Genomic DNA, 12,724 nt, shown 5'->3' with positions numbered 1-12,724 from the left:
AAACCGTTGTAGCGATGCCGGTACGCTGCCTCTGGCAGAGACCGAAACCCTGCGACAATGGACGGGAACGCATGATGATGTCGTGCACTACACCCTTGAAGGCCGCATCGACAGGCACGGACAATCCCGTTTACGCGGTAATGTCCGCACCATTCTGCATACCGAATGCCAGCGTTGTCTGGAAGCGATGGCGCTGGCAGTCGCCCATGACTTTGATTATGTCCTGATTCGGGATCAATCCCTGGAAGACAAGGTGGCCGACGGCAGCGAAACCCTGATTTGCGCCGGAGACGAGCTTGACTTGGCGTGGTTTATTGAAGAAGAAGTCCTGCTGGCAATGCCGATGATTGCCAAGCACGATGATTGCAGCCTGCCGCAGACCGGCGCGCAAGTCCCCCTGCCGCAGGCAGGTGCGCGCCACAATCCGTTTGCGGCTTTGAAAGACTTACTGGAAGCTAAGGAGAATCCTCATGGCCGTTCAACAGAATCGTAAAACCCCTTCCAAGCGCGGCATGCGCCGCTCCCACGATGCCCTCACCGGCAAAACCATTTCCACCGACCGCACCAGCGGCGAGCGCCATCTACGCCACCATGTCACCAAAGACGGTTTCTATCGCGGCCGTCAGGTCATCTTCCGCACCAGCAAAAAACAGATTGACATCGAAGAATAAATCCCGCCCGCGCCATGAGCACGCACAAGCCGCCCGTCATTGCCATTGATGCAATGGGCGGCGATATCGGTCTGGACGTTACCCTGACCGCTATCGCCCTCATCCAGAAGCGGCATACCGACGTTCATATCCTGATCGTCGGCGATGAAAGCGCCATCCGCACCCACAAAGCTTTTCCCGCCATTGATGGCGGGCGTATCCGTATCCGCCACACGACCCAGGTTGTCGCCATGGACGAAGCGCCTGCTGCCGTCCTGCGTCACAAAACCGACTCTTCCATGTGGAAAGCCATCGAGGCGGTACGTGACGGCGATGCACAAGCCTGCGTCAGCGCGGGTAACACCGGAGCCCTGATGGCGAGCAGTCGCTACATCCTGAAAATGCTTCCCGGCATCTCGCGTCCTGCCATCTGTGCCGTGGTGCCGTCGCGCGGCGGTCATGTGCACTGGCTGGATCTTGGTGCCAACGTGGACGCCAAACCGGAGCAACTGGTGCAGTTTGCCGTCATGGGTTCGGAACTGGTCAAGGCGGTGGATGAAAAACCCCGCCCCATCGTCGGCCTGCTCAACATCGGCGAAGAAGCCATCAAGGGCAACGACATCGTCAAGGAAACCAGCAAATTGCTGGAACAAACCGGTCTCAACTACTGCGGTTTCGTCGAAGGCAACGATATCTTTCTCAAAGAACATCTTGACATTGTGGTCTGCGACGGCTTTGTCGGCAATGTTGCCCTGAAATCCGTCGAAGGTATCGCCAAATACATCCAGACCACACTCGAACAAGAATTCCGGCGCAGCATATGCAGCAAAATTGCCGCCCTCTTCGCCCTGCCGGTACTGCGCCGCACCAAACGCCGCATTGATCCGCGCACCTACAACGGCGCCACCCTGCTCGGGTTGCAGGGCATCGTCATCAAAAGCCACGGCAACGCCGACGCCTTCGCTTTTGCCAATGCCATCAATGTGGCGCGGCTGGAAATCACCAACGGCATCATCGGCCACATCCGCAAACAACTGGACGGGCAACAACCGCCCGCCCCGGCAGAAGATATTCCTGCATGAAATACAGCACCATACTCAGCACCGGCAGCTATCTGCCGCAGCAAGTCATGACCAACCACGACTTCGCCGAGCGGATGGACACATCCGACGAGTGGATACGCGCCCGCACCGGCATAGAGCAGCGCCATATCGCCGCCGCCGACGAGAGCAGCACCGATCTTGCCTATTACGCCGCCCGCGACGCCCTGCAAACGGCAGACATAGATCCCGCCACAATCGACCTCATCATTGTTGCCACTTCCACCCCGGAACACCTCTTCCCCAGCAACGCCAGCCAACTGCAAATGCGCCTCGGCTGCGGCAATATCCCTGCTTTCGACATGCAGGCGGCCTGTTCCGGTTTCGTATTTGCCCTTGCCACCGCCGACAATTTCATCCGCGCGGGCAGCAGCAAACGCGCCCTGGTCATTGGTGCGGAAGTCTTCAGCAACATCCTGGACTGGAGCGACCGCAGTACCGCCATCCTCTTTGGCGACGGAGCCGGTGCCGTCATCCTCGAAGCCTCGGACGATCCCGGTATCCACGGCAGTATCCTGCACAGCGACGGTCGCTACAAAGACCTGCTGCTGGTGCCGCGCGGCAGCGGTTCCCCGGCCGACAGTCTCGCCGATCGCCTGCCCTTCATCCACATGGAAGGGCGCGAAGTCTTCAAAGTTGCCGTCCGCACCCTGGCCGGCCTCGTCACCGAGCTGCTCGAACAGCACGCCATGCAGCCGGAAGACCTCGACTTCCTCATCCCGCATCAGGCCAACCTGCGCATCATCAAGGCGACCGCAGAACACCTCAACCTGCCGATGGAAAAAGTCATCCTCACTGTTGCCGAACACGCCAACACCTCCGCCGCTTCCATCCCGCTGGCATTGGACTACGGCATCAAAAACGGTACGATACGGCGCGGCCACAAACTGCTGCTGGAAGCCTTCGGCGGCGGATTCGTTTGGGGCGGCAGCATCATCACCTACTGAGAGGAGCGGATATGACCACCATCGCACTCATTTTCCCCGGGCAGGGTTCGCAAAGTGCCGGTATGCTTAAAGAACTGGCCGCAGTCTATCCTGTCATACAGCGCCGTTTTGCCGAGGCATCCGAAGTCCTCGGCCTGGATTTATGGCACATCGCCCAGGAAAACCCGAACGGCCAGCTGGATCAAACCGCCATCACCCAACCCGCCCTGCTTGCCGCCGGTGTCGCCTGCGCCGACATCCTGCGCGATACCTGCGGTGTCAACGCCGCCTGCATGGCAGGCCATTCCCTCGGCGAATACACCGCCCTCTGTGCGGCAGGGGCCATGACCTTTGCCGAAGCGGTCCAGCTGGTGCATATGCGCGGCAGAATTATGCAGGACGCCGTTGCGCCGGGTGAAGGTGCGATGGCTGCCATCCTCGGCCTTGACGACGAAGACGTCGTCGCCGTCTGCAACCGCACCCCCGGCAAAGTCAGCGCAGCCAACTTCAATTCTCCCGGGCAAGTCGTCATCGCCGGGGAGGCCAAAGCCGTCGCCGCCGCCATCGAAGCCGCCAAGCAGGCGGGGGCCAAGCGCGCCATTCCGCTTGCCGTCAGCGTTCCGTCGCACTGCGAACTGATGCGTGCCGCTGCGGCGCAACTCGGCCTGCATCTCAACAAAATCCACTGGCAAACCCCCGGCGCCACCATCATTCACAACGTGGATGCCAAACCGCGTGACAGCGCAACAGGCATTGAAGCCGCCCTCGGCGCGCAACTCTACCAGCCCGTACGCTGGGTGGACTGCATCAAGGCGCTTGCCGCACGTGGCGTTGACCTTTTCATAGAAGCCGGACCCGGCAAAGTCCTCACCGGGCTGAACAAACGCATCGACAAAAACCTGCGTACCATTGCCTTCGACCATCCCGACAGCGTTGCCGCCGTGCAACAAGCCCTGGAGACCGCATGAACCTGCACAACCAAGTCGCCCTCATCACCGGAGCCAGCCGTGGCATCGGCCGCGCCATCCTTGACACCCTCGCCCGGGAGGGTGCCACCGTCATCGGCACTGCCACCGGTGACAGCGGCGCGGAAGCCATCAGCCGCCACATTGCGGAAAACGGCTATCGGGGCAGCGGCAAAAAACTGCTGGTCAACGACAACGACGCCGTTGAAACCCTGATCAAAAACATTGTCGACGAATTTGCCCCCGTCGGCATCCTCGTCAACAACGCCGGCATCACCCGGGACAACCTGCTGATGCGGATGAAACCCGAAGAATGGGACAACGTCATCGATACCAACCTGAGCAGCGTGTACCGCCTCAGCAAAGCCGTGTTGCGCGACATGATGAAAGCCCGCAGCGGGCGCATCATCAACATCACCTCGGTCGTCGGCATCATGGGCAACGCCGGGCAAACCAACTACGCCGCCACCAAAGCCGGGCTTATCGGCTTTACCAAATCGCTGGCACGCGAGGTCGGCTCACGCGGCATCACCGTCAACTGCGTCGCCCCCGGCTTTATCCGGACCGACATGACCGACAAACTGCCGGAAGAACAAAAAGCCCAACTTACCGCACACATCCCGCTGGCCAAACTCGGCCGGGTCGAAGACGTGGCCGACGCCGTCCTCTTTCTCGCCCAGGCGGACTACATCACCGGCGAGACCATCAACGTCAACGGCGGCATGTACATGGTATAAAGCCGCTTTGTGGCAAACACCCCCCGAACCTTTTACAATGCAACCCCTCAATCACAACCTAGGAAAACACACACCATGAGTAATTCAATCGAAGAACGCGTCATCAAAGTGATCGCGGAACAACTGAGCGTTGACGAAGCGCAGGTCAAGCCGGAGGCCGCCTTCATTGACGACCTTGGCGCCGATTCCCTTGATCTCGTAGAACTCGTCATGTCGCTGGAAAAAGAATTTGACTGCGAAATCCCCGACGAAGACGCCGAAAAAATCACCACCGTGCAAACCGCTATCGACTACGTCAAAGCCAACAGCTAAGCGGGTCGAAAAACGAGCCACGGTAGTATTGCTGCTGTGGCTTTTTTATATCCATCCCCCAACGGCAGAAACACATGACGCAACAAACCACCCACAGAGCCATACCTCGTGTCGTCGTGACCGGCATGGGCATCGTCAGCCCCGTCGGCAGCAGCATCGCCGACGCATGGGCGAACATCCTCGCCGGCAAAAGCGGCATCGCCCCCATCACCGATTATGACCCGTCGGCACTGCCCGTGCGTTTTCGCGGGGCCGTGCAGGGATTTGACCTCAGCCGCTACCTCGACCCCAAAGAAGCCCGCAAAATGGACAGCTTCATCCACTACGGCTACGCCGCAGCGGTGGACGCCATCACCGACAGCGGACTGGATTACACGCACAACCTCACCCTGCGCGAGCGCACCGGCATCATCATCGGTTCCGGCATCGGCGGTCTGCCCGGCACCCTGGACGGCTACCGTGAATTTCTCGAACGCGGCGCGCGGCGCGTTTCGCCTTTCTATGTGCCGCGCAACATCATCAACATGATCGCAGGCAACATCTCCATTCACTACGGCATCACCGGCGCGACACTTGCCACCGTCACCGCCTGCGCCAGCGCCACCCATTCCATCGCCCAGGCCTACCGCATGATCCAGACGGGCGACGCCGACGTCATGATCGCCGGCGGTGCCGAAAGCGCCGGCAACGATATGGGCATCGCCGGATTTGCCGCTGCCAAGGCACTGTCCACCCGCAACGATGCCCCCGAACAGGCCTCACGCCCGTGGGACAAAGACCGCGACGGCTTCGTCCTCGGCGACGGTGCAGGCGTCATCGTCCTCGAATCCCTGCCGCATGCCCTCGCGCGCGGCGCCGCCATCCACGGCGAAATCATCGGCATGGGCATGAGCTCGGATGCCTACCACATGACCGCCCCACGCGAAGACGGCTCCGGCGCGGCACGCTGCATGGTCCTCGCCCTTGCCGACGCGGGCATCGCCCCCGATGCCGTGCACTACATCAACGCCCACGGCACCTCGACCCCGGCGGGCGACATCGCCGAAACCCGCGCCATCAAAAAAGCCTTCGGCGACCACGCCTACCGCCTCGCCGTCAGCAGCACCAAATCCATGACCGGGCACACCCTCGGCGCGGCGGGCGGCCTCGAAGCCATCTTCACCCTGCTCGCCCTGCGCGACCAAATCGCCCCGCCGACCATCAATCTCGACACCCCCGGTGAAGGCTGCGACCTTGACTATGTCCCGCACAAGGCCCGCCCGATGCCCATCGACACCGCCCTGTCCAACTCCTTCGGCTTCGGCGGCACCAACGCCAGCATCCTCTTCCGGCGGTACCCGTCATGAAACGCCTGCTGCTCAACCTCTTCCTCACCCTCATCCTGCTCGCCGCCTGGGGCGCGGGTATCTTCTACCTGCAATACCAGAAAACCCTGAACACCCCGCTTGTCGCCGAAGGCGACGGCATCATCACCGTCAAACGCGGCGACACCCTGGTAAGTCTTAACCGCGAACTCATCCGGCGCGGTGTCATCAGCGGCAGCGACTGGGTACTGCCGCTCTACGCCCGCCTCAACCCGCAAGCCGCCAACATCAAGGCAGGCGATTACCGCATAGACGAAAACGCCACCCTGCCCTCGCTCATCAACGACATCACCAACGGCAAAGTCGTGGTGTACAGCGTGACCGTCGTCGAAGGCAAAACCTTCAAAGAGCTGCGCGACACCCTCAAACACACCGCCGGCCTCGAACACACCCTGAACGACAAAAGCGACGAAGAAATCGCCGCCCTGCTCGGGCTCAATGGCAACCCCGAAGGCTGGTTCCTGCCTGAGACCTACCAATTCAATCGAGGCACGACAGACCTCGACATGCTCAAACGCATGTACGGCGAAATGCAGCGCACCCTCGAACAAGCCTGGTCGCAGCGCGCCGAAGGACTGCCGCTTGCCAGCCCTTACGAAGCGCTTATCCTTGCCTCCATCATCGAAAAAGAAACCGGCGTCGCTGCCGAACGTCCGCAAATATCAGGCGTCTTCATCCGCCGCCTGCAAAAAAACATGCTGCTGCAAACCGACCCCACCGTCATCTACGGCGCGGCAGACTATCACGGCGACCTCACCCGCAAACACCTGCAAACCGACACCCCCTACAACACCTACATCAACAAAGGGCTGCCGCCGACCCCTATCGCCCTGCCCGGCAAAGCCAGCATCGAAGCGGCATTGCACCCCACCGACGGCGACAGCCTCTACTTCGTCGCCGACGGCACCGGCGGCCACACCTTCAGCGCCAGCTACGAAGAACACCAGCAGGCCGTCGCCGACTACCTGAAAAAACAACAACAAAACAAACCATGACCGGCCGCTTCATCACGCTCGATGGCGGCGAAGGCGTCGGCAAAACCACCCAGCTCGCCCACATCCGCGCGTGGTGCAGTGCGCAACACCTCGAAGCCCGCTTTGGCCGCGAGCCGGGCGGTACCCCCTTCGGCGAACGACTGCGCGCCATCCTGCTTGACCCCGCCACCCGTGCCGACCCCGTCAGCGAACTGCTGCTCATCCTCGCCGCCCGCCGCGCCCACCTCGAACAAACCATCCTGCCCTGCCTCGCGCGCGGCGCGTGGTACATCAGCGACCGCTACCGCGACGCCACCTACGCCTACCAGCACTACGGGCGTGGCATCCCTGCCGCCACCATCGCCGCCCTCGAAGCCATAAGCGGCACCGATCGCGAGCCCGACCTCAGCCTCATCCTCGGCAGTAGCAGTGCCATCGCCTGCGACCGCCTCGCCGCACGCGGACAAAGCGCCGACCGCTTTGAAAGCGAAAACAGCGCCTTCCACGAACGTGTCGCCGCCGGTTACCGCGCCCGCGCCGCCGCATCCCACGCCCGCTGGATTGACGGCGAAGGCGACCCGGATACCGTCTTCGCCCGCATCCGTCCGCACCTCGAAGCCCTGCTCCCCTGAAACGGCAACCGCCAGGCGAAAAAACATCCCCCAGCCCCAACCCCAGCAAATACCATGCCCCTGCCTTGGACCGACCTGCACTATCGCGGCCTCGACCGCCTCGCCGACAACCTGCCCGCCACCCTGCTCCTGCTCGACCCGCAGCGCGGCAACGCCGACGACATGGCACACGCCATCATCCACCGCGCCCTCTGCCTTGATCCTGCCGCCCGCCCCTGCGGCCGCTGCAAAAGCTGCCACCTGCTCGCCCAAGGTACCCATCCCGACACTGCGAGCTATCTCGAACCCTGCAAAATCGAAGACATCCGCACCATCGGCGACAGCGTGCAGACCACCCCCGCCATTGGCCGGTGGCGCATCACCTACCTCGGCGCCATCGACAACTACAACCCCTACGCGCTGAATGCCCTGCTGAAAACCCTCGAAGAACCGCCCGCACACAGCCGCTTCATTCTCGGCGCCACCAACCGCCGCGCCGTGAAAGCGACCATCCTCAGCCGCAGCCACATCGTCACCCTGCCCAAGCCCACACGCGAGCAGGCGCGCGACTGGCTGATTGCCGCCTATCGCTTTACCCCTGAACAAGCCGATGCCGCGCTCAACCTGCACCACGACGACCCGCACCGTGCCGCCGCCAACCCCGACGCCCCCGATCCCATGACCGGCATCGGCGAACTCATCGCCTACCTTGCCCGCCCGCAGACGGCCACCGCCTACCTGCACCGCCTTGACCGCCTGAAAGACAACCAGAGCAACGACTACCTGCAAAACCAGCTGCACGCCATCATCGCCTACCGCCAACTGGACACTCATGAGCAAAGTTGGCACAATCGCCTGCGCGAATACGACGCAGCCCTGCAAGGACTCGACCTGAACCGCCTGCATACCCTGAACGCACGCCTCAGCGAACTGCGCCGCCCGGACCGGCAGCAAATCGGGCAAACCCTCAACATCAAGGCCCTGCTGCTGGAAACCTACGACAAAAGGAACCTGACACTATGAGCACCGAACAACCTGCCGCCCAAGGCCAATCCAAACTCAAACAGGGCGTCATCAAAATCAACATCGACGACCTCAAAGACCTCTACCAGTACTACATGCCCTACGTGGACGGCTGCGGCATCTTCGTCCCCACCACAGAAACCTACAAACTCGAACAGGAAGTCTTCATCTTCCTCAAACTGCCGGGCGATCTCGGCAAATTCGCCGCCTCCGGCCGCATCGTCTGGCTCAACCCGCCAAAAAAAGCTGCGCGCCGCATGCCCGGCGTCGGTGTCCAGCTCCGGGGCAAAGAAGCGCCGCGTATCCGCGAAATCATCGAAGCGGGCCTCGGTAAAGCGCTGACCAGCGGGCTGCCGACCGCCACCATGTAATACGGAAGCATAGACAATGGGCATAATTGCCAACCTGCTGCGCATCCCTGCGGCAAAACTGGACGCTTATCTTGCAGACAGTGGACAACTGGATGCCGACCTTTTTTTAGAAGACGATGAACAAGCGGATGCCGACCTTGATGCCCATCGGGCAGCCGGGGAAGCATCCGCCGAATCACTCTATTTGGACAAATCCTGGGACGGACTCATCTATCTGTTGAGCGGCAGTGGTATCGCCACAACCGATTTGAGCAACCCCGATAACCTTGCGCGCGCCATCCTGAGCGGTGACATCATTGATGAAGAAAAGAATGAGGACTGGGAGTACGGTTATGTGCATTACCGCACCGTTGCCGAAACCGCTGCCCTTGCCGCGCGCCTCGCGGCTATCCAAAAAGGCGAACTGCGCCGAAACTATAACCCCGCAGCAATGGGCGATGTCTATCCGGGCATCATATGGCGCAGGGACGGCGAAGAAGCCTTGCAATACCTGCTTGACTACTTCGACGAACTGCAAGCTTTCTACACCGAAGCCGCCGCACAACAACAGGCCGTCATCAGCTTTCTCAACTAAACGGACAAACCACCAGCCAGAACCAAAGGGCGGTAAAGGATGACCTCACATCCCTTACCGCCCTTTATCGTTGCCAATCCAAAAACTGGAGCTCACCATGCAAAAGACCCTCCTCATCACCGCCCTTGCTGCCGCGACCATCGCCACGAGCGCCCAGGCGGATACCACGGCTGTGCCGGACGGATACACACTCGAAAAAACCGTCATCCTCAGCCGCCACGGCATCCGCGCCCCGCTCATCGGCTACGGCAGCGCGCTGGCGGAAGCCACCCCGCACACCTGGCCGAGCTGGCAGGCCGAAGGCGGCCACCTCACCGCACGCGGCGGCGAACTCGAAACCCGTATCGCCCACTACGTCCGCACCTGGCTCGACGACACCGGGCTCACCGCCAAAGACACCTGCCCGAGCAAAGACGATCTCCTCATCTACGCCAACAGCCTGCCGCGCACCATCGACACCGGCAAAAACTTCGTCAAAGGCGCCTTCCCCGGCTGCGACCTGCCCGTGCACAACCTCGAAGAAGTGGGCAAGATGGACAACACCTTCAACCCCATCGTGCGCAGTCCCGTTGACGCCGCCTTCACCGCCAAAGCGGAAAAATCCATCGACGACATGCTCGGTGCAGGCGGTTTCGCAAACATCAACCAACGCCTTGCGAAAAACTACCAAATCCTCGAAAACGTGCTGGATTACGACCATTCCGCCACCTGCGAAAAAGAAAAACAGTGCGACCTCGACAAAATCAAAAACAGCCTGAGCTTCGCGCAGGACAAAGAACCCGGCACCAAAGGCCCGCTGCGTAACGGTACCGGCGCGGCAGACAGCTTCATCCTGCAATATTACGAAGGCTACCCGGAAGCGGATGTCGCCTGGGGCAAAATCAAGACCGCTGACGAATGGCAGGCCATCGTGGATCTCAAAAACATCTACACCGATGTCCTCTTCACCTCGCCGGTGCTCGCCAAAGAAACCGCTTCACCGCTGCTGGCCTTCATCCAGAACAGCTTTGCCGACCACGGCTACGACCACCCGCTCATCAAGGACGCGCAAAAAGCGCGCACCGTGCTGCTGGTTGGCCACGACTCCAATGTCGCCTCATTGCTGGCATTGCTCAATACCGCGCCCTACCAACTGCCCGAGCAGTACGAAAAAACACCGATCAGCGGCAAAGTACTGTTTGAACAGTGGCGCGACAAAGACGGCAAGGCGTTGCTGAAAATCGAGTACCTCTACCAGAGCACCCAACAACTGCGCGACGACAGTGTGCTGGACGAGGAAAACCCGCCGCAGCGCGTTACCCTCACCCTCAAAGACTGCCCGACCGACGCCAACGGCTACTGTCCGATGGAAGACTTCAACCGCATCGCCGACGCCGCCCTCAAACCCTGAGCGGCATTCCCCGGAAAATCCCCGCCTGCGCGGGGATTTTTGCTGTCCGGGGCAGGCGGACCGCATTACCCCCGTGCACGCGCTATTCGCGCGAAACGGCGGGCGGCGGCACATGGCCGTCCGGCGGGGTATAGACATTCAGCGCCGCCTCGGCGAGGCGCATTTCACCGTGATAGAGACAGCAGTCGAAGACGCCGAAACCGGTCGCGTCGCGCGTTGATTCCCGGGCTTCGACGCGCAGGGTCGCGGGCAGTGGCAGGTCGCCGTGGTGCAGGGTCAGCCTGCGGGTGCCGAGCAGATAGCCGAGACGCACGGGTTCGCCCGCATCCACGGCCAGCGCCCCCGCCAGGGCGCCGATGGCTTGCGCCATGATTTCGAGACAGGCCCAAGCGGGCAGGCGGTCATGCACGGCAAAGATGTTGTCGCCGGTAACATCGGTTTCGGTGGTGATATGCTGCGCGTCGTAGCTGAGGACGCGATCGATGAGCACCATGCGGCCGCTGTGCGGCAGAAGCGGGGCGGCGGGAGTGATAGGGGTTTTCATGGGGAAGCGGCCATATATAAGTTCAACAGCGAATACCAAAATCAGAAAAAACTTGCCGCAGGGCGGGCGGTCGCCCGCCGGAACCATGCGGATGGTGGGGCAAAGCCCACCCTGCGACACCGTTTTATAGCCGTTTCAGGCGGCGGGAACCCGTGCAGCGGTGTTTTTGCCGCCGTGTCCGGCCGCCGCTGCGGTCATTTCCTGCCGCCTTTGGCAATCTCCGTCATTTCGCGTTCGTATTGTGTGCAGCGGTAGCGCCAGGCGTCTTTGTAGCTTTCGGGGAGCGGTTTGTTTTCCGGCAGTTGTACGGTCATTGGGTCGTAGGGGATGTCGTTGATGCGGACTTCATAGTGCAGGTGGCTACCGGTACTCATGCCGCTGTTGCCGAGGCGGCCGACGGTCTGGCCGCGCGCGACTTCTTGTCCGGTTTCGACGTCGAGGTCGGAGAGGTGGGCGTAGCGGGTCTGGTATCCGTTGGCGTGGTCGATGATGACGACGCGGCCGTAGCCGCCGCGCCAGCCCGCGTAGTTGACGATGCCGTCACCGGTGGCGCGCACAGGGGAGCCGTGTGCCGCCTTAAAGTCAGTGCCTTCGTGCGGGCGGATGATGTGGGTGATGGGGTGGACGCGGGCGGGGTCAAACGGCGAGCTGATGTGGTCGTAGTGATCGAGCGGGATGCGGTCCATCGCCACTTCCGGCGCGTTACCTTCGCGGTCGTAGTACCAGATGTTTTTGCCTTCGAAGCGGGCGTAATAGGTGTAGGTGTAGCGGCCTTCGCGCAGGCGGGCGGCGATGATTTTGCTGTTTTCGGGATTGGTTTTGCCGTCTTTGGTGTAGGTACTGTAGAGGATTTCGACGGTGCTGATGGCTTCGTCCTCAATTTTGTGTTGCAGCGGTTCGAGTTGTTTGATGAGGACGGGGTTGAGGTCGCTTTTTGCAATGTGTTGCCACTGGTTGCCGACGGCGCGGAAGCTGCGGTAGTGCTTGTGGAAATCACCTTTGCTTTCGATGGTTTTTTCGTCACTGCCTGCCGAGGCTTGCGGCTTTTCGCCGCCCGGCGGGGTTTGCGGCGTTGTGCTGCCGGGCGGGATTGCGGGCTTTGTTTCGCTGGATGGGGTTTGCGGTGTTGTGCTGCCGGGCGGGATTGCGGGCTTTGTTTCGCTGGATGGGGTTTGCGGTGTTG

The 12,724-nt window shown here is 61.4% G+C and carries 16 protein-coding genes; 14 read left to right on the top strand and 2 right to left on the bottom strand.

What is annotated here, in order from left to right:
• Positions 1–82: 82 nt before the first annotated feature.
• The 14 genes from Q0562_RS07105 to agp all read left to right on the top strand — a co-directional run bounded on the left by Q0562_RS07105 (position 83) and on the right by agp (position 10,997).
• A complete protein-coding gene (locus Q0562_RS07105; RefSeq protein ID WP_298643024.1) occupies positions 83–493 on the top strand; it encodes a DUF177 domain-containing protein in 411 nt (136 codons plus the stop codon).
• Positions 471–671, top strand: coding sequence for a 50S ribosomal protein L32 (gene rpmF / locus Q0562_RS07100; protein ID WP_298643022.1), 201 nt, complete (start codon positions 471–473; stop codon positions 669–671). The genes Q0562_RS07105 and rpmF overlap by 23 nt, the downstream gene beginning before the upstream one ends.
• A gap of 14 nt (positions 672–685) precedes the next feature.
• Entirely contained in the window at positions 686–1,732 is a 1,047-nt protein-coding gene (gene plsX, locus Q0562_RS07095) for a phosphate acyltransferase PlsX (RefSeq protein ID WP_298643021.1), read from the top strand.
• Entirely contained in the window at positions 1,729–2,697 is a 969-nt protein-coding gene (locus tag Q0562_RS07090; RefSeq protein WP_298643019.1) for a beta-ketoacyl-ACP synthase III, read from the top strand. Before plsX ends, Q0562_RS07090 begins: the two co-directional genes overlap by 4 nt.
• A gap of 11 nt (positions 2,698–2,708) precedes the next feature.
• Positions 2,709–3,644 (top strand): ACP S-malonyltransferase, encoded by a 936-nt coding sequence (gene fabD / locus Q0562_RS07085; protein WP_298643017.1) that lies wholly within the window; start codon positions 2,709–2,711, stop codon positions 3,642–3,644.
• Positions 3,641–4,378: a 3-oxoacyl-ACP reductase FabG gene (fabG, locus tag Q0562_RS07080; protein WP_298643016.1), complete on the top strand. Its 738-nt coding sequence runs from the start codon at positions 3,641–3,643 to the stop codon at positions 4,376–4,378. Before fabD ends, fabG begins: the two co-directional genes overlap by 4 nt.
• A gap of 75 nt (positions 4,379–4,453) precedes the next feature.
• Positions 4,454–4,690, top strand: a complete 237-nt coding sequence (gene acpP, locus Q0562_RS07075; RefSeq protein WP_225756751.1) for an acyl carrier protein — start codon at positions 4,454–4,456, stop codon at positions 4,688–4,690.
• 74 nt (positions 4,691–4,764) lie between these two features.
• Positions 4,765–6,036, top strand: a complete 1,272-nt coding sequence (gene fabF, locus Q0562_RS07070; RefSeq protein ID WP_298643015.1) for a beta-ketoacyl-ACP synthase II — start codon at positions 4,765–4,767, stop codon at positions 6,034–6,036.
• Positions 6,033–7,049 (top strand): endolytic transglycosylase MltG, encoded by a 1,017-nt coding sequence (gene mltG / locus Q0562_RS07065; protein WP_298643013.1) that lies wholly within the window; start codon positions 6,033–6,035, stop codon positions 7,047–7,049. Before fabF ends, mltG begins: the two co-directional genes overlap by 4 nt.
• Positions 7,046–7,660 (top strand): dTMP kinase, encoded by a 615-nt coding sequence (gene tmk, locus Q0562_RS07060; RefSeq protein WP_298643011.1) that lies wholly within the window; start codon positions 7,046–7,048, stop codon positions 7,658–7,660. The genes mltG and tmk overlap by 4 nt, the downstream gene beginning before the upstream one ends.
• A 54-nt stretch (positions 7,661–7,714) precedes the next feature.
• A complete protein-coding gene (locus tag Q0562_RS07055; protein WP_298643008.1) occupies positions 7,715–8,662 on the top strand; it encodes a DNA polymerase III subunit delta' in 948 nt (315 codons plus the stop codon).
• Positions 8,659–9,033 (top strand): PilZ domain-containing protein, encoded by a 375-nt coding sequence (locus tag Q0562_RS07050; RefSeq protein ID WP_298643006.1) that lies wholly within the window; start codon positions 8,659–8,661, stop codon positions 9,031–9,033. Before Q0562_RS07055 ends, Q0562_RS07050 begins: the two co-directional genes overlap by 4 nt.
• 16 nt (positions 9,034–9,049) lie before the next feature.
• Positions 9,050–9,607, top strand: coding sequence for a YfbM family protein (locus tag Q0562_RS07045; protein WP_298643003.1), 558 nt, complete (start codon positions 9,050–9,052; stop codon positions 9,605–9,607).
• A gap of 97 nt (positions 9,608–9,704) precedes the next feature.
• The gene (gene agp, locus Q0562_RS07040) at positions 9,705–10,997 is read left to right on the top strand and encodes a bifunctional glucose-1-phosphatase/inositol phosphatase (protein WP_298643001.1); all 1,293 of its coding nucleotides are present in this window, start codon (positions 9,705–9,707) and stop codon (positions 10,995–10,997) included.
• A gap of 82 nt (positions 10,998–11,079) precedes the next feature.
• Here agp and Q0562_RS07035 read toward each other — a convergent pair whose 3' ends face one another.
• Together Q0562_RS07035 and Q0562_RS07030 are read right to left on the bottom strand one after the other, a co-directional pair.
• Positions 11,080–11,541: a thioester dehydrase gene (locus Q0562_RS07035; RefSeq protein WP_298642998.1), complete on the bottom strand. Its 462-nt coding sequence runs from the start codon at positions 11,539–11,541 to the stop codon at positions 11,080–11,082.
• Positions 11,542–11,735: 194 nt separating this feature from the next.
• On the bottom strand, positions 11,736–12,724 hold a 989-nt coding region (locus tag Q0562_RS07030; protein ID WP_298642995.1), incomplete at its 5' end, for a peptidoglycan DD-metalloendopeptidase family protein.

Origin of the sequence: uncultured Cardiobacterium sp., assembly GCF_938028825.1 — a bacterium.
Classification (GTDB): Bacteria; Pseudomonadota; Gammaproteobacteria; order Cardiobacteriales; family Cardiobacteriaceae; genus Cardiobacterium.
Note: the sequence above shows the minus strand (reverse complement) of the source record. Positions and strands in the feature narration are given on the sequence as shown.

Coding starts and splice junctions, on each gene's coding strand:
- agp (WP_298643001.1), top strand. CDS start 9,705: ATGCAAAAGACCCTCCTCATCACCGCCCTTGCTGCCGCGACCATCGCC.
- Q0562_RS07090 (WP_298643019.1), top strand. CDS start 1,729: ATGAAATACAGCACCATACTCAGCACCGGCAGCTATCTGCCGCAGCAA.
- mltG (WP_298643013.1), top strand. CDS start 6,033: ATGAAACGCCTGCTGCTCAACCTCTTCCTCACCCTCATCCTGCTCGCC.
- rpmF (WP_298643022.1), top strand. CDS start 471: ATGGCCGTTCAACAGAATCGTAAAACCCCTTCCAAGCGCGGCATGCGC.
- Q0562_RS07055 (WP_298643008.1), top strand. CDS start 7,715: ATGCCCCTGCCTTGGACCGACCTGCACTATCGCGGCCTCGACCGCCTC.
- fabD (WP_298643017.1), top strand. CDS start 2,709: ATGACCACCATCGCACTCATTTTCCCCGGGCAGGGTTCGCAAAGTGCC.
- Q0562_RS07050 (WP_298643006.1), top strand. CDS start 8,659: ATGAGCACCGAACAACCTGCCGCCCAAGGCCAATCCAAACTCAAACAG.
- tmk (WP_298643011.1), top strand. CDS start 7,046: ATGACCGGCCGCTTCATCACGCTCGATGGCGGCGAAGGCGTCGGCAAA.
- fabF (WP_298643015.1), top strand. CDS start 4,765: ATGACGCAACAAACCACCCACAGAGCCATACCTCGTGTCGTCGTGACC.
- Q0562_RS07045 (WP_298643003.1), top strand. CDS start 9,050: ATGGGCATAATTGCCAACCTGCTGCGCATCCCTGCGGCAAAACTGGAC.
- fabG (WP_298643016.1), top strand. CDS start 3,641: ATGAACCTGCACAACCAAGTCGCCCTCATCACCGGAGCCAGCCGTGGC.
- acpP (WP_225756751.1), top strand. CDS start 4,454: ATGAGTAATTCAATCGAAGAACGCGTCATCAAAGTGATCGCGGAACAA.
- plsX (WP_298643021.1), top strand. CDS start 686: ATGAGCACGCACAAGCCGCCCGTCATTGCCATTGATGCAATGGGCGGC.
- Q0562_RS07035 (WP_298642998.1), bottom strand. CDS start 11,541: ATGAAAACCCCTATCACTCCCGCCGCCCCGCTTCTGCCGCACAGCGGC.